This window comes from Micromonospora globbae, from assembly GCF_036184225.1.
GTDB classification, from domain to species: domain Bacteria; phylum Actinomycetota; class Actinomycetes; order Mycobacteriales; family Micromonosporaceae; genus Micromonospora; species Micromonospora globbae.
Window position 1 is genome coordinate 4307238 of sequence record NZ_CP108084.1, and the last position, 21425, is coordinate 4328662.

The following is a 21425-nucleotide window of genomic DNA, read 5'->3' on the forward strand; positions in this document are numbered from 1 at the left end:
CGCCGATGAGTGGGGCCACGGTGACGAGCGGCGTCGGGGGCGAGAGGGGGCACCCGCCGGCCGCCGCCGTCACCGTGGCCGCCGCCGCGGGCGCCGTCGTCCTCGGTGCGCTGCTGTGGGCGTCGGCCGGTCGGGGGATGAACTGGACGCTGGCCGGCAACATCTGCCACAGCCTGCTGCTCGCCACGTCGGGCTGGTGGTTGGGGCGCAGCCGCGCCGGGCGGGCGGTGGGCTGGTTGCTGCTCGGATCCGGCACCGCCGGCGCGGTCGACGTGCTGGCGGCCGGCTGGACGGCCGCGGGCGTCGCCGCCGGCTGGCCCGGGTCGCAGGTGACGGCCTGGGTCCAGCTCTGGCTATGGGCGTTGTTCGTCGTCCCGCTGTTCACCGTGCTGCCCGCGGTCTTCCCGGACGGGCGGCCACCGGCGGCCAGGCTGCGGTGGGTGCCCTGGCTGGGTGCCGCGGCCACCGCCGTGACGGCGCTCGACGGCGCGCTGGGCCCCGGTCCGCTGCCGGTCGCCGGGGATCCGCCGCCGGCCAACCCGCTCGCGGTCGGGTTCGCGCCCGTCCTCTCCGCCGCGTCGGCGCTCACCGTCGGCGCCGCCGTCCTGGCGGCCGTCGCGAGCCTGGCGCTGCGGTGGCGGCGCGCCGACCCGACCCAGCGGCAGCAGATGAAGTTCCTCTGGTACGCCGTCGCCGTCGTCCTGGGCATCGAACTGGCCGGCGGGCTGATGCCCTACCAGGTGGCCCAGACGGGCTACTTCCTCATCCCGGTGCTGCTGGTCGGTGCCATCGTCCTGTCCGTACGCCGCTACCGGCTCTACGACATCGACCCGTTCATCCGGCGGACGGCGGTCCTCGCCGCGCTCACCACGCTCATCTTCGCGGTCTACCTCGGCATCGTCTCGCTGCTGGGAACCGCGGTCGGACCCGCCCCCGGGCTCGCGCTCATCGCGTCGGCGGTCGTCGCGGCGGTCGCGGAGCCGGTGCGCAGGCGGCTGCAGAGGGCGGCCACCCGATGGCTGTTCGGCCACCGCGACGAGCCCCTGGAGGCCCTGGCGGCGCTGCGCGGCCAGCTCACCGCCGTGGCCGACCCGTCGGAGCTGCCCGCCACGACCGCCACGGCCGTGGCGCGTGCCCTGCGCGCCCCGTACGTCTCGGTCCGGCTGCTCTCCGACGGCGCGCACACCGAGGTGGCGCGGGTCGGCGTGCCGGTCGGGGAACCCTCGGTCGAGGTGCCGCTGGAGTGGCGCAACGAGCTGGTGGGAACCCTTGTCGTCGGCCCCCGCGCGCCGGGCGAGCAGTACTCCCGCGCCGACCTCGCGCTGCTCGCCGAACTGGCGCACAGCATCGGCTCCGCCCTGCACGCCGTACGCCTCGCCGCCGAGCTGCGGACGGCCCAGGAACGGGCGGTGCACGCCCGGGCGGACGAGCGCCAGCGACTCCGGCACGACCTGCACGACGGTCTCGGGCCGCTGCTGTCCGGCATCGGGCTGGCGCTCGACGGCGTCCGCCGCGGCGCCGGTGACGACGGGCCGCTCGCCGCCGACCTGGACCTCATCTCCCGCCAGGTGCGCTCGGCCGCCACGGCCGTGCGGCGGATCATCGACGCGCTGCAACCGGCGGCGGTGGCCGACCTCGGGCTCGTCGGTGCCGTGAGCGACCACCTCGACCGGTGCGCCGCGCTGCCCGGCGCGCCGCGGATCGCGCATCGACACGACGGTGTGGCGGACGCGGCGCTGCCGCCTGCGGTCGCCGAGGCGGCCTACCTCGTGGTGCTCGAAGCGGTGGCGAACGTGCTCCGGCACGCGGGCGCGCGCACCTGTACGGTGAGCCTCACCGGCGGGCCGCGACTCACCGTCCAGGTCGACGACGACGGTGGCGGGATCGGCGAGCGGTACGTGGCCGGAGTGGGGACGGGATCCATGCGGCGGCGGGTCCGGGAACTGGGTGGCCAGTTCGAGCTGGGGCCGCGGCCGGGCGGAGGAACGAGGGTGCGCGCGGTGTTCCCGACCGGGGTGCCGGATGAGTGACCTGCGTGTCGTCATCGCCGACGACCACCACGTGTTCCGGATGGGCCTGCGCCGCCTGCTCGACAGCGTGCCGGGGGTCACGGTGGTCGCCGAGGCCGCCGACGCGCCCGGCGTCGTGGCCGCGGTGCTCAACCACGATCCGGACGTCGCCGTCATCGACCTGCACATGCCGGGTGGGGGCGGCGTGGAGGCCACCGACGAGTTGCGCCGGCGGGGCGCCCGGGCGCGGGTGCTCGTGCTCACGATGCACTCCGACCACGCCATGGTCCGGCAGGCGATCCGCAGTGGCGCCCGCGGCTACCTCCTCAAGGACGCCGAACCGGACGAGATCATCCGGGCCGTCCGCGCGGTCCACGCCGACCAGGCGATCTTCGACTCGGCCGTGGCCGACCGGATGCTCGCCGCGATCTCCGAGGCGGGCGCCTCGAACCCGTTCCCGCAGCTCACCGAGCGGGAGTACGACGTCCTGGCACGGATGGCCGCCGGCCAGTCCAACCAGGCCATCGCCGCCCGGCTGGGCATCAGCGTGAAGACGGTGCAGAACCACGTGTCGAACGTGCTGCTCAAGCTCGGCGTCGCCGACCGGGCGCAGGCGGTGGCGCGGGCGCGTGACGCGGGCGTGCGCCGGCCGGGCTGAGGGACCCCTCAGGCGAGGACGGCGACCAGCAGCGGCACGGCGACGAGCGCCGACCCGGCGAGGGAGGCCAGCCGCTTCCGCGGTGGCGCGCCGTCCACCGTCGGCAGGGCCCGCCACCGGTACGCGGCCACGACCAGCCCGGCGGCCGACAACCCGACACCGAGCGGCCAGAGCCAGCCGGGCACCAGCGACCAGTTGCCCAGGCGGTGGCCGAGGCCGAGGTAGAGCAGCGCCCAGGCGGCGGCGGGCGCGAGGCTGAGCCGGTCGGGCACCCGCCGTACCGTCCGCAGCAGGCTCACGCCGCCGAGGAACGAGAAGCCGAGGGCCAGGGCCACGCCGACCCAGCCGGCGAGCGGGACTCCCTCGTCCTCGACGGCGTCGCCGTCGACGCCGAGCAGGCGCAGTCCAACGGGGTCGACGTCGCGCTCGGTGTTGCCGAGCACCACCACCCCCCGGCCGGCGGCGGGCTCCCACCCCACGTACGCCCGGAAGCCACCGGTGCCGCCGTTGTGCCAGACGATCTCGCGGTCGCCGTGGCGGGTGGTGAACCACCCGTAGCCCACCCGGTCGCGGTCGTCCTCCGTGAAGCGCGCCGTGGCGGCGTCGGCACCGGGGGCGGTGCCGGCCAGCAGCCCGGCGACCAGCCGGGCCAGGTCCTCGGCGGTCGACCAGACGCCGATGCCGGCCGGGGCGTACCCGCCGCCCACCCAGGGATCGGCGGGCCGGCCGCCGAGCTTCGTCCCGACGGCACGGCCCGGCGGCAGCAGCGCCGGCTCGGTGGCGACCACCGTCCGCGTCATGCCCAGGGGACGCAGCAGCTCGCGGTCGAGCAGTTCCGGGTACGTGGTGCCGGCCTGCGCGGCCAGGGCCTGACCGAGCAGCGCCACCCCGACGTTCGAGTAGTGGACGCTCCCGCGGCCGTCGCCGGGGCGTTCGTCGCTCGCGGCGTCGACGACCCACTCGGCGTCCCACCCGCCGTAGGGGTTGCCGGCCGTGAGGTTCGTCCAGGCGGTGCGGACCAGGTCGATCGGGCCGAGGGCCAGCCGGGGCAGGCCGGAACGGTGACTGGCCAGCTCGGCGAGGGTGACCTCGCGCGTGGGCCCGTCGACCTGCGGCAGCGCGTCGGACAGCGGGGCATCGGGCCGGACGGCGCCGCCCGCCGCGCGGTGGGCCAGCAGCATCCCGGTCATCCCCTTGGTGACCGAGCCGATCTCGAACGGCGTGCCGGGCTCGACGGGCCTGCCCGGGGCGCGCTCGCCGATCCCGGCCGTACGGACGCGACCCTCCTCGACCAGGGCGACCGCGAGGCCGCGATACCCCCGGTCGCCGCCCACCGCGGCGCGGACGGTGGCGGCCAGTTCGGCGTCGCCGGTGTGCCGGGGGTCGAGCCGGGGGCCGCCCGGCGCCACGGCGAAGGCGACCACGGTGGCGACGAGTCCGACGACGATCGTGAGTGCGGTCGGCGTGCGCATGATGGTCCTTCCGTCTCGGGCGGCCGCGGTGGCGGTGCGGGTCAGCGGCGGGCCGCGGTGAGGATGGCCAGCAGCGGGACGACGCGCTCGCCCGGGACGACGTACCGCCCCCGGCCGGCGCTGCGCAGCCATCCGGCGGCGGTGAGCTGGCGCAGGTGGTGGTGGAGCTGGCCGCTGGTGCCCAGCCCTTCGATCTCCGCCAGTTCGGCCGTGCCGTGGCGGCCGCCGAGGATCTCGCGCAGCAACCGGAGCCGGACGGGATGGGCCAGCGCCGTCAGGGTGGCGGCCAGCTCCGTCCAGTCGGTGTCGAGGACGGCGTCGACGGTGAGCCCGTACTGCCAGTCGTAGTGCTGGTCGGCGAGGCGGACCGCCCCGGTGTAGAGCACGGCGCCCGGCCCGTCCTCCGGCAGGCGCTGCTTGAGCCCGTCGAGCGCCCAGAACACGCCGCCGGGCGGCTCGGCGGCTCCCTGTTCGTCGGCGGCGGGCGGGCCGGCCGCCAGCCGCTCCGCGAGGGCCGCCACCTGTGCCTCCAGCGCCGCCAGCCGCTGCTCCACGTCCGCCATGCGTCGATACTACGAAGTTACGTAATAGCGTGCAAGCAACGGCGGAGGGCGCTCGCCTACGCTGTGCGTGCCGCCGCCAGGCGGCGCCGACGACCGAGGAGGCCGCCATGGACCGCTACGTCGCCCTGCTGCGCGGGGTCAACGTCGGCAGCACCCGCATCGCCATGGCCGACCTGCGCCGGCTGGTCGCCGCGCTCGGCCACGAGGACGTCCGGACGTACGTGCAGAGCGGCAACGTCGTCTTCGCCAGCGACGCGGGCGACGCCGATCACCTGGCGGCCGGCATCGAGCGGGCCATCGCCGACGAGTTGGGGCTGACCGTGCCGGTGCTGGTGCGCAGCGCCCGGGAGCTGGCCGCGGTCACGGCCGGCAACCCGTACGCCGACCGGGAGAGCGACCCCACCCGGCTGCTCGTCGTGTTCCTGGGCAGCACGCCGGACCGGTCCGCGGTGGCGTCGCTCGGCGTGCCCCGCGGCGAGAACATGTCGTTCACCGTGTCCGGGCGGGAGGTCTACCTGCACTTCCCCGACGGCGGCTACGGCCGGTCGAAGTTCACCAACACCTACGTGGAGAAGGCGCTCGGCGTGGTGGCCACCACGCGGAACTGGAAGTCGGTGCGGACCCTGGCCGAGATGGCGGCCGCCTGACCCCCACCGGAAGCCCGGCGGGGATCAGGCGGGCGTCCGGGATCAGAAGTGGTACGCCGTGTGGTACTCGGGCACGACCACCCGGCTGCGGGGTGACGACGCGCGCACGGCGGCGATCAACTGGTCGAGGCGCTTGCGGTCGTCGTCCGCGACGGTGGGCGGGTTGCGCAACTCGGTCTCGAAGTTGTCGAAGTGCACGGGCACCACGACCTTCGGGTAGTCCAGCGCCGCCATGAGCCGGGGCACGTAGTCGGCCGTGACCGTGGTGCTGTTCAGCGCCACCATGGCCACGTCCGGCGCGATCCCGGTCAGGTTGCGCGCCACGAAGTCGCTGGCGCCCATGAAGAACACGGACGGGCCGCCGGCGACCCGGAGCACGTAGTTGAGCGTGTCGCCCTCGGGCAGGTCGGCGATCGTGGCCGGCTTCGGCGGCGGGCTCACCCGCACACCGGGGAACGCCACGGAGTACGACGGGTTGCGGCTGTGCAGCGAGGCGACCACCTCGACGGTGTAGTCGCCGAAGTCGAGCACCTCCCCGCCCTTGACCGCGCTGAGCTGCCCGGACGGCACCCGGTACGCGAGCCCGAGGTGGTACGCGGTCAGCGTGCCGAACACCCGCGCCCCGGTACGGCCGGCGATGTACGGCACGTCCATGAAGTGGTCCCAGTGGGTGTGCGTCACCAGCACCGTCTCGGCCCGGTCGACGTACCGGTCGACGACCCCGGTGTCGACCTCCAGCGACTTGGCCGTGTCGAACGCGCCACGGAACAGGCCGGTGTCGATGCGGCTGAGGAACGGGTCGACGAGGACCGTCCGGTTCCCGATGTCGACACGCCAACCGGCGGTCCCCCACCAGCGGAAGCTGGCCCGGCCGGCGCGACGGGTGGTCGCACGCGCCGGCCCGGCCGCCGGGACGGCCTGCGCCGGGGTGCCGAGCGCGGTGGAGGCGAGGCCGCCGGCGGCGACCACCCCTGCCGTGGTGGTGGCGGCGTCGCGGAGGAACCGGCGGCGGTCGAGAGTGGACATGCGCATCTGCTCCCTGTCGTACTGGACGATCGGTCGCCGCGAAGCCAACCAGCGCCAGCGACGCCACGTCCAAGATCGAACAGCGGAACCCTCGATATGCCCCCGGATATCGGTGCTGCTCAGGCGGGCCGCCACGGGCACGCCGGGCCGCGGAAATTCATCCGCCGCGCAGCGCCTCGACGGCCGTCCGGGCCGCCTCGCCCATGGCCAGGTCGACGTCGATGCGCCGGGTGGCGAGCTGCTCGGTGCGGGCGAAGACGGCGATGGCGTACCGGCCGCCGTCGGGGTACTCGGCCACCCCCGCCTCCAGGTGCAGACCGGGCAGGGTGCCCGTCTTGCCGGCCACCCGGACGCCGGGCGGGAAGGCGGCGGCCAGCCGGGTCCAGAAGAGCTGCCGGGACATCCACTCGCGGACCATGGCGCACGCCTGCGCCGGGCCGGCCTCGTCGCGCCAGATCAGGGCGAGCAGCCGGGTGATGTCCCGGGCCGTGCTGGAAGTGGTCCGCTGCGGGTCGAACACCCGCATGGCGCGGACCTGGTCGGCGGTCAGGGTCGGGAAGATCCGGGCGAAGTCCGCCTCCGTCCGCGCCCCGACGTCGGCGAGCATCATCTCGACGAGCTGCCGGGGCCCGCCCACGATCCGCGTACGGGCGAGGCCCAGCTCGGCGGCGAGCATCGGCAGCACGTCCGCGCCGACCCGGCGCAGCAGCAGGTCGGCGGCCGTGTTGTCACTCACCGACATGGCGAAGTACGCGAGGTCGCGCAGCGACACCTCGGCGTCGTCGGCGCAGCCCGCCAGCCCCCAGCCGCCAAGGCGGTCGTCGGCCGTCACCAGGACCCGCTCGGCGGGGTCGAGCTGCCCCTCGACGACCTGCCGCGCGAACTCCAGCACCAGCAGGATCTTGAAGATGGAGGCGATCACCACCTGCTCGTCGGCCCGCACGGCGACCGCCCGGCCTTCGTCCGCCCCGTCCGCGTCGATGTCCACCACGTGCAGGTTGGCGGTCACGCCCACCCGGCCGAAGATGCCGTCGATCGCCCTCGTCACTGCCACCCGAGCACGGTATCCGCCCGCTCCCGGCGCTGGCGTAGGGTCCGGCGCGTGGACCTGCTCCGGCACCTGCGGCACTTCGTGGTGGTCGCCCGCGAGCTGCACTTCGGGCGGGCGGCCGAGCTGCTCGGCATGGCGCAGCCCCCGCTGAGCCAGTCCATCCAGCGGCTGGAACGGGAGTTGGCGGTCGAGCTCTTCGACCGGTCCCGCCGGCAGGTGCGCCTCACGACCGCCGGTGAACTCCTGCTCGGCGAGGCCGAGGAGCTGCTGGCCGGTGAGGGGCGGCTGCGCAACCTCATGCACCAGGTGCGGGCGGGTGCGCTGGGCGTCCTGCGGGCGGGGGTGCCGCCGGAGACACCGGCCGTGACGCTGCGGGCGCTGCTCGACCGACTCGGCGACCGGGCGCCCGGGCTCGACGTCGAGCTGCACGAGCTGACCAGCGCCGAGCAGGTCCGGATGCTCACCGAGCGCCGGCTCGACGTGGGACTCGTGCACCACCCCGTCGAGGCGGACGGCCTGCGCTTCGGCACCCCGGTCGACGTACCCCTGGGTGTCCTGCTGCCGCGGACCTCGCCGCTGGCCCGCGCCCGCGAGGTGGAGCTGGCGGCGCTCGACGGTCTGGACCTGGTGACCGCCCCGCGGGCCACCGCACCCGGCTGGCACGACCACCTGCTGGACGTGTGCCGGCGACACGGCTTCCGCCCGGGGCGGGTGCGGCCGGCGCGCAACCCGGAGTTCCTCTTCGGGCTGGTGCTGGCCGGCGGCGGGGTGGCCGTCGAGCCGGCCGCGACGGCCCGGCGCGAGCCCCGGATCGCCTGGCGGCCCGTCGCCGGCGCCGCCCTCGTGAAGCGCACCTCGGCGGCCTGGCCCGCGCACTCGGCGCATCCGGCCGCCGCCATGTTCGCCCAGCTCGCCGCGGACGTGCTGGCGGACGCGGAGCCGGCCCGGCCCGGGCCGGCTCCGGACCCGGCCCGCCGGCCGTGGCCGGTGCTGTTCGACGCCGCCGGCTGAGCGCCGGACCGGCCGGTGGTCGAGATCACGTTCGGGCCACCGGGTGAAGCGGCGGCCTGGCCGGGTATGGCAATGAATTGGCAGGTCCGGGTCCTCCGGCGCGTCGAGGCGCCACCTCCCGGACGCCCGACGACGCGCGAAGGAGCCGCAGTGGCGAACACGATTCCCACCATCAGCCTGAACGACGGCAACACGATCCCCCAGCTCGGCTTCGGGGTCTTCCAGATCGCGCCGAAGGACACCGCGCGGGCGGTCGGGAAGGCGCTGGAGGTCGGTTACCGGCACATCGACACCGCGGAGATGTACGGCAACGAGGCCGAGGTCGGCGAGGCGATCCGCGCCTCGGGGATCGACCGCGGCGAGGTCTTCGTGACCAGCAAGCTGAGCAACGCGGCCCACCGGCCGGACGACGCCCGCCGGGCGTTCGACGCGACCCTCGCCGCCCTCGGCATGGACTACATCGACCTGTTCCTGATCCACTGGCCGCTGCCGACGCTCTACGACGGCGACTTCGTGTCGACCTGGAAGGTGCTGGAGGAGTTCCAGCGCGACGGGCGTGCCCGCTCTATCGGTGTGTCGAACTTCCAGGTGCCGCACCTGGAGCGGCTCGCCGCCGAGGCGGAGATCGTGCCGGCGGTGAACCAGATCGAGGTGCACCCGTACTTCGGCAACGAGGAGGTGCGGGAGTACGGCCGTAAGCACAACATCCTCACCGAGGCGTGGTCGCCGATCGCCCAGGGCAACGTGCTGGGTGACCCGACGGTCACCGACATCGCGGAGCAGACCGGCCGGACGCCCGCCCAGGTCGTGCTCCGCTGGCACGTGCAGCGCGGCGACATCATCTTCCCGAAGTCGACGACCCCGTCCCGGATCGAGGAGAACTTCCAGATCTTCGACTTCGAGCTGGACGACGCCGCCATGGAGCGGATCACGTCGCTGGACCGGGGCGAGGCCGGTCGGCAGGGCGCCCACCCGGACACCTTCGACTACGTGCCGGCGTAACGCATTCGCCAGCGGAGACGCAGTTGGACGGGGACCCGCGCGGCGGGTCCCCGTCGTCGCGTACGAAAGGACCAGTCCCCGCTGATGTCGCCCCGCCGTGCCACGCTGGCCGTACTGTCGTTGCTGCTCCTCACGCCCGCGGCCTGTGGCTCGGGCGCGGCCGCCGAGGCGCCCGTCTGGTCCGCTCCGGCCTCGGTGTCCCCGACACCGCCGCCGCCACGGCCGGCGCCGACGTCCACCGCGGAGGCGCGTACGCGCGTCGCCGAGGCGATGCTGGAGCTGGACGCGGACTTCCACCCGGAGACGGCGGCGTACACGGAGGAGAACACCGAGGCGTGGAAGTTGATCTCGCTCTGCCGGGACAGCCTGCCCTCGGACCGCAAGCGCACCGCCTACCGAGAGCGGGTCTGGGACGGCGAGACGGTGTGGATCCGGCAGTACGTGGTCGGCTACCTCACGGTGCCGGGGCGCAAGCTCGCCGACGAGCTGCGGTCCGTGCTGAAGACGTGCAAGCAGTACGAGGTGCCGAGCGACGGACGCACCTCGACCATCGTGAAGCCCTCGCCCGCACCGGTGCCCAACGGGCCGGACGTGATCACCTTCTGTGAGCGGCTGAAGGGCGAGTCGGTCCGGCACCAGTGCACGCTCTTCCTGACCCGCGGCAACTTCGTGCTGGAGGTGGACGTCTCGGCGGGCAACGGCGACCTGGCGGCCGGCACCGCGCTGCTCACGAAGATCGCCCCGCTGGCGGAGGCCGCCCTGCGCGAGGCCGCCTGAACCGGGGCGGGCGGGCCGCCGTCAGGACGACACGCGCTCGGCGAGGCCGCGGAACGCCGCGTGCGTGGGCGAACCGGGTCCGGGGACGTAGACGATGAGGCGCTGGTCGCCCTCCGGGACGTGCAGCACCCGGCACTCGAACTCCAGCGGCCCCAGCCCCGGGTGCGCGACCCGCTTCACGATCGGGTGGCGTTCGCCCACGTCGTGCTCGGCCCAGAGCTGCGCGAACCGGGGCGAGGTGCCGAGGAGTTCGGTGACCAGCTGCCGGAGGCCCGGGTCGTTCGGGTAGCGACCGTAGGAGGCGCGCAGGTCCGCGACCGAGCTGCGGAGGAACCGCAGCAGCTCCTCGTCGGTCCACTGGGCGTCCTCGGCGGGCCGGCGGAACGACCAGCGGATCATGTTGCGGTCCTCCGGCGGCACCGTCGACAGGTCGCCGATGAAGTAGGTGGCCATCCGGTTCCACGCGAGCACCTGGTAGCAGGCGTCCACCAGGTACGCCGGGGTCTCCGTCATGGCGTCGACGAGGTGTTGCAGGCCGGGGCCGACCTCGCGGCTCGGCCCCGCCGACGGCGGCGGGCTCTCCCCCGCCACGCGGAACAGGTACTCCCGCTCGTCGCGGGTGAGCAGCAGCGCCCGGGCCAGCGCGGCGAGCACCTGCCGGGACGGGTGCGGGCCGCGGCCCTGTTCGAGGCGTACGTAGTAGTCGACCGACATGCCCGCGAGCTGCGCCACCTCCTGCCGGCGCAGGCCGGGCGTCCGTCGGCGTACGCCCTCGGGGAGGCCGACCTCGGCGGGACGCAGCCGTGCGCGGCGGGTGCGGAGGAAGGCCGCCAGTTCGTCGCGGCGCAGCCCGGTGCTCGTCATGCCACCAGCCTGCCCCAACCGTGGCGGGCGAGGGTGGTACCGCCGGTACCAGCCTCGCCCGGTCTCTCCCGTCTCCCCGCGTGCCCGGGCAGCGTCGAGGGCATGACGACGAACATGATCGCCCTGGTGACCGGGGCCAACAAGGGAATCGGCTTCGCCACCGCCGCGCAGCTGGGGGCGCGCGGCATGACCGTCCTGGTCGGCGCGCGGGACGCCGCGCGGGGCCGGGCGGCCGAGGCCGCGCTGCGCGACGGCGGCGCGGACGCCCGCTTCGTGCCGCTGGACGTGACCGACGCCGGGTCGGTGGCGACCGCCGCGAAGCTCGTCGAGGAGGAGTACGGCCACCTCGACGTGCTGGTCAACAACGCCGGCATCGTGCTCGGCGACGGCGAGCGGGCGCTGCCCAGCGAGACGACCGTGGCCACGCTGCGCCGGGTGTTCGAGACGAACGTCTTCGGGGTCGTCGCCGTCACGAACGCGCTCCTGCCGCTGCTGCGCCGGGCGCCCGCGGCCCGGATCGTGAACGTGTCCAGCGAGGTCGGCTCGATCGCCACGATCAGCGACCCGGACAGCTTCATCTGGAGCCTGACCTCGGTCCCGTACCCCTCGTCGAAGGCCGCGCTGAACATGGTCACCGCCATGTACGCCAAGGAGCTGCGGGACACCCCGATCAAGGTGAACGCGGCGAACCCGGGTTACTGCGCCACGGACCTGAACGGCCGCAGCGGCTTCCGCAGCCCCGCCCAGGGCGCCGAGGTCAGCGTGCACCTGGCGACGCTGCCCCCGGACGGCCCGACCGGGACGCTGTGGGGCCACCTCGCGGACGGCGGAGGCGGGTACGGCGTCCTGCCCTGGTGAGGGCGAGTCGGCGCCACGCCGTGAACCCGCGCACGATCAGGGATGTAGTGGCCTCCGGCCGGCCCGGAGGCCACTACATCACGGAAGTTGGCCGCTGGACCGGTCGCGGCGCGGCGGGGCGGGGCGGCGCGCCGACAGGTCGAGGCGCCAGTCGTTGGAGCGCATCAGGTGCCCCGGCGGGTACTCGAACTCGGTCTCGCCGAGCAGGGTGAAGCCGGCCTTGCGGCACACCGCGTTCGACGCCGGGTTGTCCACCGACGGGTACGCGTGCGCCCAGCGGCGCGTACGCCGGTCGCGTGCCACGGCCACCACGGCCCGCACCGCCTCGGTGGCCAGCCCCCGGCCCTGGTGCTCGGGCAGCACCGCCCAGCCCAACTCGTAGACCTGCTCGTCACGCCACTCGCGCTCCCAGTAGCCGACGCTGCCGGCCTTCACCCCGCCGGGCAGCACCACCGTGAACATGCAGCCCTGGCCGGTGTCGCCGAACCGCACGTAGCGCTCGTGCCGGGCCAGCACCTGCGCGTCGGTCTCCGGCCCGCCGGTGTGGGCGCGGATCTCCGGCGCGTTGAGCCGCCGCAGCAGGTCGAGATCGTCCTCGCTCCACGGCGCGATGCGCACCTGTGTCATGCCACCCCCTCGTCACCGGCCATTAGAGCGGACTCCACCGACATCCCCCGGCGAACGGCGGCGACACGCTGCCCCGCGCGCCCGCCGCTCCGCTAGTTCCCGTCTAGCGGAGCGCCGGCCGCCTTCTCGCGCCGTAGGGGTGAAGGACCCGAACGAGGCCGGGAGGGGGACGCATGACACCACTACGGCTCGCCGTCATCATCGGCAGCACCCGGGAGGGCCGGGCGGGCGAGAAGGTCGCCCGCTGGTTCGTCGAGCAGGCCACCCGCCGGGACGACCTGGCGGTCACCGTGCTCGACCTCGCCGACTACGACTTCCCCGCCAGCTACCCCGCGGAGCCGACCGAGACGATCCGGTCGTTCGCGCGCGAGGTGGGGCGGGCGGAGGCGTACGCGGTGGTCACCCCCGAGTACAACCACAGCTTCCCGGCCTCGTTGAAACAGGCGATCGACTACGCGTACGACGAGTGGCAGGCCAAGCCGGTCGGCTTCGTGGCGTACGGCTGCCGCTCGACCGGCCTGCACGCGGTCGACCAGCTGCGCACGGTGTTCACCGCGCTGCACGCCACGACCGTGCGCGACGTCGTCGGCGTCGACCTGCTCGACGGCGAGCCGTCGCCGCGGCACGCCGACCAGCTGTGCCAGGACGCCCGGGTCCTCCTCGACCAGCTCGCCTGGTGGGGACTGGCGTTGCGCGACGCCCGCGCCGCGCGCCCCTACGTCTCGTGAACGAGAAGGAAGGTACGGATCATGAGTAAGCGCACGACCGGCCTGGCCATCGAGGCCGAGGGCCTGACCCGGTCGTTCGGGGAAACCCGGGCGCTGGCCGGGATGGATCTCCAGGTGCCGGCCGGCACCGTCTACGGCCTGCTCGGGCCGAACGGGGCCGGCAAGACCACCGCCGTACGGGTGCTGGCGACGCTGCTGCGCCCTGACGGCGGCCGGGCACGGGTCTTCGGGCACGACGTGGTGGCCGAGGCCGACAAGGTCCGTTCCCGCGTCAGCCTCACCGGCCAGTACGCCTCGATCGACGAGGACCTGACCGGCATCGAGAACCTGGTGCTGCTGGGCCGGCTCCTCGGGCTGCGCAAGGCGGCCGCCCGGGAGCGGGCGGACCAGCTGCTCACCGCGTTCGGCCTGACCGAGGCGGGCACCCGCCAGGTGAAGAAGTACTCCGGCGGCATGCGTCGGCGCATCGACATCGCGGCGAGCATCCTCAACACGCCCGACCTGCTCTTCCTCGACGAGCCCACGACCGGCCTCGACCCGCGCAGCCGCAACCAGGTGTGGGAGATCGTCCGGGCGGTGGTGGCGCACGGCACGACCGTGCTGCTGACCACGCAGTACCTGGACGAGGCGGACCAGCTCGCCGGACGGATCGCGGTGGTCGACCACGGGCGCGTGATCGCCGAGGGCACCCCGGGCGAGCTGAAGTCGTCGGTCGGCTCCGGCACCGTCCACCTGCGACTGCGCGACGCGGCACAGCGGCCGGACGCGGAGAAGGTGCTCCAGGCGGCCCTCGGCGTGCCCGTGCAGCTCGAAGCCGACCCGTTGGCGCTCACCGCCCGCGTCGGCGGGGAGGGCAGCGACCTGGCGGCCAGCGAGCAGGCCGCCCGCGCGCTGGCCGACCTGTCCCGCGCCGGCATCGTCGTCGACGACTTCTCCCTCGGCCAGCCCAGCCTGGACGAGGTCTTCCTGGCCCTGACCGACCACCCCGCCGTCCCGGCCGACGAGCGGGACGAGCAGCTGGAGGCAGCCCGATGAGCGACACCGCGACCACGACCGGCCGCGCGCCGTCCGTCTACGTACCGTCCGCCGAGGCGCTGGCGACCGTCCTCGCCCCCGGCGAGCGGCCGCCGAGGCCCAGCGCCCTGGGGGCGTCGCTGACCTTCGGCTGGCGCGCGCTGCTGAAGATCAAGCACGTGCCGGAGCAGCTCTTCGACGTGACGGCGTTCCCGATCATCATGGTGCTGATGTTCACGTACCTGTTCGGCGGCGCGCTCGCCGACAGCCCCCGTGACTACCTGCAGTTCTTCCTTCCCGGCATCATGGTCACCAGCGTCGTGATGATCACCATGTACACCGGGGTCGGCCTCAACACCGACATCGAGAAGGGCATCTTCGACCGCTTCCGGACGCTGCCGGTCTGGCGGCCCGCCGCCCTCGTCGGCATGATCTTCGGCGACGTGCTGCGGTACGTGCTGGCGGCCGTGGTGATCCTCAGCGTCGGCCTGGTGCTCGGCTTCCGGCCCGACGGCGGCCTGCTCGGCGTGGCCGCCGGCATCGGCCTGCTGGTGGTCTTCTCGTTCGCGTTCTCCTGGGTCTGGACGTTCTTCGGCCTGGTGCTGCGCAGCGAGAAGTCGGTGATGGGGGTGAGCATGATGGTGCTCTTCCCGCTGACCTTCCTCAGCAATGTGTTCGTCGACCCGTCGACCATGCCGGGCTGGCTCCAGGCGTTCGTGAAGCTCAACCCGATCACGCACCTGGTGGCGGCGGTCCGCGCGGCGATGGGCGGCAGTTCGGACCCGACGAACACGATGTGGCTGCTGCTGTGGAGCGCCGGGTTCGTGGTCGTCTTCGGCACGCTCACCATGTACCGCTACAACCGCCGCTGACCGCGGCCGGGCCCTCGGGCGTCGCCACCCTCCGGTGGCGGCGCCCGTCGCCGTTTCGAGGCGCGTCACGCGGCCGGACGGTGCGGGAGCGTCAGAGGTGCCAGGGCACGGGCTCGGGCGGCAGGTAGCGGCAGGTGCCGCCGGTGGAGACGGTGTCCCGCAGGTGCGCGGCGAGCGCCGGGTGGCGGTCGTCGAGCTTGCGCAGGGTGTCGCGGATGCGGGCGGTCACCGTCTTGCGGGCCCGCTCGGCCTCGTCACCCAGGCGGCGGCTGCGCCCGGCGAGCCCGGCGGCGGCGCGCAGCTCGTCGAGGAGCGCCGCCCGTTCGGCCTCCAGCGCCGCCACCTTCCCCGTGTCGTCGCGGGCGGCCGCCCGGTCGATCTCCTCGTCGAGGCGGGACAGGTGCCGCCGGTAGCGGGCCTTCGCCTCGTCGTCCAGCACCGGGTCACCGCCGAGCCGGCGCGCGGCGACCAGCTCCGGCCCGGCCGCCGGATCGAGCAGCTCGACGGCCGGCACGTCGGTGCCGGGCCGGCTGATCAGCAGCGCGAGGTCGTGCAGGCCCTTGGCGTCGGGCAGGTGGACGACGGTGCCCGCGTAGGCGAGCCGCCAGACCGGGCCGTCGCGACGGAACTCGTACGTCGTGGCGGTCACCTCGGCGGGCGCGGTGTCCGGCGGCGCGGCGGCCGGCGCGGCGACCGCGGCCGGCACGGCGACCGCGGCCGGCGCGGCAACCGCGGCCGGCACGGCGACCGTGGCCCGCGCGGGAACGGCGGCCAGCCGGTCGAGAACCTGGCGCATGCCGAGGGCTGTCGCGTCCCGCTCGGTGGTCACGCGCAGCTCCTCCGCGACGGCCGCGTCGCCCGGGCCGGCGCGGCGGGCCAGCACGTCGACGAGCGCGGCGCGGGCCACCATCGACCAGGGACGCGAGTCCATCCGGTCGGCGGCGTCGCGGGCCGCCTGGAAGCCGGCGACGGCGTCGTCCCAGCGTCCCTGCGCGGCGTCGAGCACCGCGAGCCAGTGGTCGACCGGGCCGCTGACGTCGCAGCCGAAGAGCGCGACCGTCCACTGTCCCCGGTAGGGGGCAAGCGCCTCGCGCGCCTCGTCGCACCGGCGGGGATCGCGGGTGGCGGCGGCCGCCTGCGCCCGTAGCCGCAGCCAGAGCGGCGACACCGCGCGGATGTAGGTCGTGCCGGCCGTCTCGATGGCCTCCATGCGACGTACGGCCTCCGGTCCGTCGCCGCGTTCGGCGGCGGTGATGCCCCGGGCCAGGTGCAGGTACGGGTAGTCGCCGGCGTCGAGCCCGTCGAGCAACGCGTCGATCTCGTCGAACCGCCCCTGGAGCAGCAGCCGGGCCCAGCGCATGTGGTGGACCATGAACCCGAAGTCGGACGGCTGCTCGCCGAGGTCGTCCAGCACGGCGAAGTGCCGGTCGGCCTGCGCGAAGTCCCCGCGGAACGCGGCGATGATGCCGCCGTCGACGGCCGCGGCCATCCGGTGCCGGGCCACGTCGCTGGCGGCACCACTGTTCACGAAGGCGGTCAGCTCCGCGAGGTAGCCCGGGTCACCGACCTCGAGCAGCGCTACCCAGCGCAGCGAGGTGGCCCACAGCTCGGTCTCCCGGTCGCCCGTGCGGCGGGCCACCTCCCGGATCTCGGCGGTGATCGCCGCGCGGTCGGCCGCCGTGCCCAGGCCCCACGTGGTGTCGTGCCGTGCCCAGAGGCTGAAGGTGAGCGCCTCGTCGTCGTGACCCCGTCGGGCGAGCGTCTCGGTCGCCGTGATCAGGTCGGTGACGAGGGTGACGGTCGGCAGGTCGCCGGGTTCGCCGATGAGCCGCCGGTACGCCTCGCGCAGGATCTCCTCCGACCGACCGGCGGGTTGGGTGGCGGCGTGGAAGTGTCGTTGGACGCTGAGCGCCGTCCGGGCCAGCAGCGCCGGGTCGTCCAGGGAGAGCGCCAGCGTGGCGGCCTCGTCAAGGCGCTGCGCCCCTTCCTGGCTGCTGCCGCAGTGGTGGAGCAGCTGGCCGAACTCGGTGAGGATCCGGACGCGGTGCGCCTCGTCCCGGACGACCTCCAAGGCCCGGCGGAAGTGCACCACCGACTCGTCGGAGGCGATCCGGCCGGCGGCGTCGCGGGCCGCGGCGAGCAGCAGCTCGGTGGCCCGGGCCGGGTCGAGGTCGGCGCCGGCGAGGTACGCGTGCCGGGCCAGGTCCGCGGGAACGAGGCGGTCGGCCAGGTCGGCCACACCGTCGACCGCCCGGACCACGGCGGCGTGCCGGGCGCGCCGGTCGTCGTCGGCGAGCGCGTCGTAGAGGGTCTCCCGGACCAGGTCGTGGGCGAACGAGAACCGACCGCCGCCCCAGGCCAGGACGAGGCGGGCCGCCGACGCGAGGTCGAGCAGCCGGTCGACCTGCGCCACCGGGGCCGCCACGCAGGCGGCGAGCACCTGCCGGTGGAACTCGCGGCCGAGCACCGCGGCGACGGTGAGCACCTCGACCACCGGCGCGGGCAGCTGCGCGAGGCGGCGGCTCACCACCTCCCGTACGCCCGGGGCGATGGCCTCGACGGCGCCACCGGCCCGCCACAGCCGCGCGGTCTGCTCGACGAAGAACGGGTTGCCGCCGGTGCGCCGGTGCACCTCGTCCACGAGGGCGGGCTCCGGCTCGCGGCCGGCCGTCCGCGTGATGAGCGCGCCCACCTCGTCGCGGGACAGCCCGGTGAGGGTGAGCGTGGTCGCCTTGGCCAGCAGCGGCACGAGCAGCGGTCGCAGTGGGTGGTCGCCGGCCTCGACCTCGGCGTCGCGGTAGGTGCCGACCAGCAGCAGCCGCTCGAACCAGGTGTGCTGGGCCGCGAACTCGAGCAGCCGCAGCGAGGCGGGGTCCGCCCAGTGCAGGTCGTCGAGGACCACGACGACCGGGCGGCGCTGCGAGACGGTGACCAGCGCGGTGGTCACCGCGTCGTAGAGGGCGAACGTGTCCCGCTCGGCGTCGTCCCGGGCGGGCGCGGTCTCCGGGAAGGCGCCGACGCCGGGGAGGCTGCCGAGGGTCGTCTCACCGAGCAGGACGCCGAGGGCGCGCTCGCCGGCCTGCCGCGCCACCGCCCAGTCCTCGGCGGAGCGCCGCAGGCCGCGCAGCACCTGCACCCACGGCCAGTAGCCGGGCGCGCTGTCCGAATCCCAGCAGGCCCCGCCGAGCACCAGCGCGCCCCGCTGCCGGGCCTCCCGTGCCGCCGCCGTGACCAGCGTCGTCTTGCCGATGCCCGGCTCGCCCGTGACCAGCACGAGGCCGCCGTGGCTGCCGGTCGCCCGATCGAGCTCGGCGCGCAGAAGGCCCGCGGGGTGCTCCCGCCCGATGATGGTCTGGCCGTGACGCGGATCCATGACGCCCCGACCGTAGCGGACACCACCGACAGCGGTCAGGTCCACGCGACGGACCGCCGGTCCGGAACCCGCGATCATGAGGTTGGCGGCGACACGTCGGACGCGAGGCCCCGCCAACCTCATGATCACCGCGGACGGGGAGCGGGTCAGAGGTTGGCGGTCTTCAGGTAGTCGGCCAGGCGGGCGGCGGCGACCAGCATGGCGCGGCCCCGGGCGTCCAGTCGCTGCCGCCAGCCGTCGAGGGACGCGGCGAGCGGGCCGGGTCCGTCGGCCGCGCGTACCTGCCGCATCACCGTCGCGATGTGGTCCAGCAGGTAGCCGCCGCGCCGCAGCAGGTGGGCCAGCTCGGCGTCGCGCACGTCGTCCGGGCCGTACAGGCGCTGCCGGGTGACGCGGTCGCGGGTCGGGGTCAGGATGCCGGCCCGTTCCCACTTGCGCAGCGTCGCGGGGGTCACCTCCAGCCGGTGCGCGAGCGCGCCGACGGTCAGGGGGCGGTCGGGCCGGTCCGGACGCTCGCCCGACGGTGCCGCGGTGAGCACCCCGACGGCCGCCTCGACGGCGTCGAGCGTCTCCCGGTCCCGCAGCAGCTGCGCGTGGCCGCGGTCCACCGCCCGCAGGGCGGCCTCCACGTCGCCGCGGGTCGCCGCCCGCATGATCTCGGCGCCGGGCCCATAGCCGTACGCGGGCACGAGCGCCAGGTACGCGCGGAGCGCCGCGGCGTGCACCTCGGTGTACGTCCGGTAGCCGCTCGGGGTGCGCCGGGCCGCCGGGATGACGCCGTCGCGCTCGTAGTTGCGCACGGCCTGCGTCGAGATGCCGTGCTCGCGGGCGAGGTCCACGGGCCGGTAGCGCTGTTCCGCGGTTTGAGGCTTCAGGAGGGGCTCCTCGGCTAGCCATCGAGAAAAGTCTCAAAAGGTCGTTCAACGATACGGTAAAGGTCATGGCTGTTGAACCCGCACCCCTCGCGTCGTACGACCTCGCCGACCCCCACCTCGACGACGCCGTCGCCTCCCTGCTCGCGACGTTGCCCGCACCGCCGCAGATCCTGGCCCTCGGTGAGCCCACGCACGGCGAGCCGGCGTTCCCCCGGCTGCGCAACCGCGTCCTCGAGACGCTGGTGGCGCACGGCTTCCGCTCGGTCGCGATCGAGTCCGACCGGGTCGCCGCGACCGACGTCGACGCGTACGTCCAGGGCGGCGACGCCAGCCTGGACGTGGTGCTGGCCAGCGGCTTCAGCCACGGCCTCGAGCGCCTCGACGCCACCCGGGAACTGGTGACCTGGCTGCGCGCGTACAACGAGGGACGCCCGCCGGCGCAGCGCGTGGCCGTCCACGGCTTCGACGCGCCACTGGAGATGACCTTTGCGCCCAGCCCCGGACCGTACCTGCGCCACGCGCACGCCTACCTGGCCCGCCACCTCCCGTCGACGCGGCACGCCGACACCGACCTCGACGTCCTGCTCGGCGACGACGGGCGGTGGAGCGACCCGGCGGCGCTGCGGGACGCGACCCGGTCGGTCGGCGCGTCGCCCGAGGCGGTGGCCGACGACCTGCTGACCACCCTGTACGCGGAGGCGCCGGCCCTGGTCGCCGCGTCCTCCCCGGACGAGTGGCAGCGCGCGCAGGTGCACGCCGCGACCGCGCTGGGCCTGCTGCGCTACCACGCGCAGGCGGCCGAGGACGCGCCCCCGGCCGTACGCACCTCCCGGCTGCTCGGGATCCGCGACGCGCTCATGGCACAGAACCTGCTCGACATCCGCACCCGGGAGGCGCACCGCGGACCGACCCTGGTCTTCGCGCACAACCGGCACCTCCAGCGGCACCCGAGCACCTGGCGCCTGGCCGGCATGGACCTGCGCTGGTGGAGCGCCGGGGCGATCGTGTCGTCCCTGCTCGGCGAGCGGTACGCGGTCGTCGTCGGCAGTCTCGGGGCGAGCGGAGCCCTGAAACTCGGCGCGCCGCCCGCCGGAACGTTCGAGGCGGCCCTGGACGCCGCCCTCGACGCGGGCGATCACGCCCCGGGCGGGCGGGTCGCCGTGGTCGACCCCGTACGCCTGCGGCAGGCCGGACCGCTGCGGGCCCGGACGGACGTGACGCCCGAGCAGGGGCACTTCCCGCTCGACGAGGAGACGGTCGCCCACTGCGACGCGATCCTGCACGTGACCGCGCCCGGCGCGGCGGGCGCGGAGCCGGCCGCGGCTTCCGACCCGCGGCCCGTCGCCGTCGTGGCGGACCGGCCGGCGCCGCTCGACCCGGCGGACGCCGCCGCGGCCACCCCGTCGGCGGAGGCGGCCGACCGCCTGCCGGCCGGGCCGACCGCCGACGACCTCGCCGAGCGGATCCTCACGCTGCCCGAGGTCGCCCTGGTCGTGGCCGACGAGGCGTCGGGAGCCCCGGAGGTGGCGTGGGGCTGGCGGTTCTTCTACGTCGGTCCGAACCGCCGGATGCCGTTCGCCACGATCGGCGAGAGCGACATGGCCGGCTTCGACGAGGAGTCGCGGTTGCACCGGCCGGGGGTCTTCCGGCTGAACCTGGACCTCGGGCGGCGCGAGTTCGCGCGCGTCCTCGGCTACCCGCCGGCGCGGTTCGCCGACCACCGGACATCGGTCGACTTCACGGCGCTCGACGAGGTGATCCCCAACCCCCTCTACGGCGCCGCCGGGTGGGTGTCGGTGCTCAACGCGGGTCCGCGCAGCCTCGCCGAGGTGGAGCGCCTCATCGCGTACGCGCACGGCAGGGCACTGGACCGGCACCGCCGCAGGTCCGACCGTGGACACCCGAACGCCTGACCGTCGCGGGCCTGGCCGGCGGACGACCGGCCGGGCCCGTGACCGCTCTTGCGCAAGTGCTCACGCGTCCGCGGAGGCGCATGGT

19 protein-coding genes are annotated in these 21425 nt (G+C 74.9%); 11 read left to right on the forward strand and 8 right to left on the reverse strand.

Annotated elements, in window-relative coordinates:
- The first annotated feature begins 5 nt into the window (after positions 1 to 5).
- Both OG994_RS19215 and OG994_RS19220 read left to right on the forward strand, forming a co-directional pair.
- Positions 6 to 2030 (forward strand): sensor histidine kinase, encoded by a 2025-nt coding sequence (locus tag OG994_RS19215; protein WP_120329995.1) that lies wholly within the window; start codon positions 6 to 8, stop codon positions 2028 to 2030.
- Positions 2023 to 2667 (forward strand): response regulator transcription factor, encoded by a 645-nt coding sequence (locus OG994_RS19220; protein ID WP_328850512.1) that lies wholly within the window; start codon positions 2023 to 2025, stop codon positions 2665 to 2667. The genes OG994_RS19215 and OG994_RS19220 overlap by 8 nt, the downstream gene beginning before the upstream one ends.
- Positions 2668 to 2675: 8 nt before the next feature.
- Here the strand turns inward: OG994_RS19220 and OG994_RS19225 are convergent, their stop codons facing one another.
- Positions 2676 to 4139: a serine hydrolase domain-containing protein gene (locus OG994_RS19225; protein WP_328850513.1), complete on the reverse strand. Its 1464-nt coding sequence runs from the start codon at positions 4137 to 4139 to the stop codon at positions 2676 to 2678.
- Between the two features lie 41 nt (positions 4140 to 4180).
- Positions 4181 to 4702: an ArsR/SmtB family transcription factor gene (locus OG994_RS19230; RefSeq protein WP_328850514.1), complete on the reverse strand. Its 522-nt coding sequence runs from the start codon at positions 4700 to 4702 to the stop codon at positions 4181 to 4183.
- Positions 4703 to 4809: 107 nt separating this feature from the next.
- Here OG994_RS19230 and OG994_RS19235 point away from each other — a divergent pair, with 107 nt between their 5' ends.
- Positions 4810 to 5349, forward strand: coding sequence for a DUF1697 domain-containing protein (locus OG994_RS19235; RefSeq protein ID WP_120329999.1), 540 nt, complete (start codon positions 4810 to 4812; stop codon positions 5347 to 5349).
- Positions 5350 to 5391: 42 nt separating this feature from the next.
- On the opposite strand, the gene OG994_RS19240 is transcribed toward OG994_RS19235, so the two are convergent.
- Positions 5392 to 6375, reverse strand: coding sequence for an MBL fold metallo-hydrolase (locus OG994_RS19240; RefSeq protein ID WP_120330000.1), 984 nt, complete (start codon positions 6373 to 6375; stop codon positions 5392 to 5394).
- A gap of 157 nt (positions 6376 to 6532) precedes the next feature.
- Positions 6533 to 7429, reverse strand: coding sequence for a serine hydrolase (locus OG994_RS19245; protein WP_328850515.1), 897 nt, complete (start codon positions 7427 to 7429; stop codon positions 6533 to 6535).
- Positions 7430 to 7477: 48 nt separating this feature from the next.
- On the opposite strand from OG994_RS19245, the gene OG994_RS19250 reads away from it, so the two are divergent.
- The 3 genes from OG994_RS19250 (at position 7478) to OG994_RS19260 (ending at position 10216) form a co-directional block, all read left to right on the forward strand.
- On the forward strand, positions 7478 to 8437 hold the full coding sequence (locus OG994_RS19250) for a LysR family transcriptional regulator (RefSeq protein ID WP_328850516.1): 960 nt from the start codon (positions 7478 to 7480) through the stop codon (positions 8435 to 8437).
- 150 nt (positions 8438 to 8587) lie between these two features.
- Positions 8588 to 9439 (forward strand): aldo/keto reductase, encoded by an 852-nt coding sequence (locus OG994_RS19255; protein WP_328850517.1) that lies wholly within the window; start codon positions 8588 to 8590, stop codon positions 9437 to 9439.
- Between the two features lie 84 nt (positions 9440 to 9523).
- Positions 9524 to 10216, forward strand: coding sequence for a hypothetical protein (locus OG994_RS19260; protein WP_328850518.1), 693 nt, complete (start codon positions 9524 to 9526; stop codon positions 10214 to 10216).
- Positions 10217 to 10237: 21 nt separating this feature from the next.
- On the opposite strand, the gene OG994_RS19265 is transcribed toward OG994_RS19260, so the two are convergent.
- Positions 10238 to 11080 carry a helix-turn-helix transcriptional regulator gene (locus OG994_RS19265; protein ID WP_328850519.1) on the reverse strand — a complete coding sequence of 281 codons (843 nt, stop codon included), beginning with the start codon at positions 11078 to 11080 and terminating at the stop codon, positions 10238 to 10240.
- A gap of 102 nt (positions 11081 to 11182) precedes the next feature.
- On the opposite strand from OG994_RS19265, the gene OG994_RS19270 reads away from it, so the two are divergent.
- Positions 11183 to 11938, forward strand: a complete 756-nt coding sequence (locus OG994_RS19270) for an SDR family oxidoreductase (protein WP_120330005.1) — start codon at positions 11183 to 11185, stop codon at positions 11936 to 11938.
- A 78-nt stretch (positions 11939 to 12016) separates the two neighbouring features.
- On the opposite strand, the gene OG994_RS19275 is transcribed toward OG994_RS19270, so the two are convergent.
- Positions 12017 to 12565, reverse strand: a complete 549-nt coding sequence (locus OG994_RS19275) for a GNAT family N-acetyltransferase (RefSeq protein WP_328850520.1) — start codon at positions 12563 to 12565, stop codon at positions 12017 to 12019.
- A 173-nt stretch (positions 12566 to 12738) separates the two neighbouring features.
- On the opposite strand from OG994_RS19275, the gene OG994_RS19280 reads away from it, so the two are divergent.
- The 3 genes from OG994_RS19280 to OG994_RS19290 are packed head-to-tail and all read left to right on the forward strand — an operon-like array spanning position 12739 to position 15179.
- Positions 12739 to 13293 (forward strand): NADPH-dependent FMN reductase, encoded by a 555-nt coding sequence (locus tag OG994_RS19280; protein WP_120330007.1) that lies wholly within the window; start codon positions 12739 to 12741, stop codon positions 13291 to 13293.
- A gap of 21 nt (positions 13294 to 13314) precedes the next feature.
- Positions 13315 to 14328 carry an ATP-binding cassette domain-containing protein gene (locus tag OG994_RS19285; protein WP_120330008.1) on the forward strand — a complete coding sequence of 338 codons (1014 nt, stop codon included), beginning with the start codon at positions 13315 to 13317 and terminating at the stop codon, positions 14326 to 14328.
- Positions 14325 to 15179 carry an ABC transporter permease gene (locus OG994_RS19290; RefSeq protein WP_120330009.1) on the forward strand — a complete coding sequence of 285 codons (855 nt, stop codon included), beginning with the start codon at positions 14325 to 14327 and terminating at the stop codon, positions 15177 to 15179. Before OG994_RS19285 ends, OG994_RS19290 begins: the two co-directional genes overlap by 4 nt.
- Positions 15180 to 15270: 91 nt before the next feature.
- Here OG994_RS19290 and OG994_RS19295 read toward each other — a convergent pair whose 3' ends face one another.
- Together OG994_RS19295 and OG994_RS19300 are read right to left on the reverse strand one after the other, a co-directional pair.
- Positions 15271 to 18552 carry an ATP-binding protein gene (locus OG994_RS19295; protein ID WP_328850521.1) on the reverse strand — a complete coding sequence of 1094 codons (3282 nt, stop codon included), beginning with the start codon at positions 18550 to 18552 and terminating at the stop codon, positions 15271 to 15273.
- A 146-nt stretch (positions 18553 to 18698) separates the two neighbouring features.
- A complete protein-coding gene (locus OG994_RS19300) occupies positions 18699 to 19391 on the reverse strand; it encodes a TioE family transcriptional regulator (RefSeq protein WP_204985236.1) in 693 nt (230 codons plus the stop codon).
- A gap of 101 nt (positions 19392 to 19492) precedes the next feature.
- Here OG994_RS19300 and OG994_RS19305 point away from each other — a divergent pair, with 101 nt between their 5' ends.
- Complete coding sequence (locus tag OG994_RS19305) at positions 19493 to 21340, forward strand: DUF6194 family protein (protein ID WP_328850522.1); 1848 nt, start codon at positions 19493 to 19495, stop codon at positions 21338 to 21340.
- Positions 21341 to 21425 lie beyond the last annotated feature (85 nt).

What these genes read in the sequence shown, in the direction of transcription:
- OG994_RS19215 (WP_120329995.1), top strand. Translation starts at nt 6, where the DNA reads ATGAGTGGGGCCACGGTGACGAGCGGCGTCGGGGGCGAGAGGGGGCAC.
- OG994_RS19220 (WP_328850512.1), top strand. Translation starts at nt 2,023, where the DNA reads ATGAGTGACCTGCGTGTCGTCATCGCCGACGACCACCACGTGTTCCGG.
- OG994_RS19225 (WP_328850513.1), bottom strand. Translation starts at nt 4,139, where the DNA reads ATGCGCACGCCGACCGCACTCACGATCGTCGTCGGACTCGTCGCCACC.
- OG994_RS19230 (WP_328850514.1), bottom strand. Translation starts at nt 4,702, where the DNA reads ATGGCGGACGTGGAGCAGCGGCTGGCGGCGCTGGAGGCACAGGTGGCG.
- OG994_RS19235 (WP_120329999.1), top strand. Translation starts at nt 4,810, where the DNA reads ATGGACCGCTACGTCGCCCTGCTGCGCGGGGTCAACGTCGGCAGCACC.
- OG994_RS19240 (WP_120330000.1), bottom strand. Translation starts at nt 6,375, where the DNA reads ATGTCCACTCTCGACCGCCGCCGGTTCCTCCGCGACGCCGCCACCACC.
- OG994_RS19260 (WP_328850518.1), top strand. Translation starts at nt 9,524, where the DNA reads ATGTCGCCCCGCCGTGCCACGCTGGCCGTACTGTCGTTGCTGCTCCTC.
- OG994_RS19265 (WP_328850519.1), bottom strand. Translation starts at nt 11,080, where the DNA reads ATGACGAGCACCGGGCTGCGCCGCGACGAACTGGCGGCCTTCCTCCGC.
- OG994_RS19270 (WP_120330005.1), top strand. Translation starts at nt 11,183, where the DNA reads ATGACGACGAACATGATCGCCCTGGTGACCGGGGCCAACAAGGGAATC.
- OG994_RS19275 (WP_328850520.1), bottom strand. Translation starts at nt 12,565, where the DNA reads ATGACACAGGTGCGCATCGCGCCGTGGAGCGAGGACGATCTCGACCTG.
- OG994_RS19280 (WP_120330007.1), top strand. Translation starts at nt 12,739, where the DNA reads ATGACACCACTACGGCTCGCCGTCATCATCGGCAGCACCCGGGAGGGC.
- OG994_RS19285 (WP_120330008.1), top strand. Translation starts at nt 13,315, where the DNA reads ATGAGTAAGCGCACGACCGGCCTGGCCATCGAGGCCGAGGGCCTGACC.
- OG994_RS19290 (WP_120330009.1), top strand. Translation starts at nt 14,325, where the DNA reads ATGAGCGACACCGCGACCACGACCGGCCGCGCGCCGTCCGTCTACGTA.
- OG994_RS19295 (WP_328850521.1), bottom strand. Translation starts at nt 18,552, where the DNA reads ATGGATCCGCGTCACGGCCAGACCATCATCGGGCGGGAGCACCCCGCG.
- OG994_RS19305 (WP_328850522.1), top strand. Translation starts at nt 19,493, where the DNA reads ATGGCTGTTGAACCCGCACCCCTCGCGTCGTACGACCTCGCCGACCCC.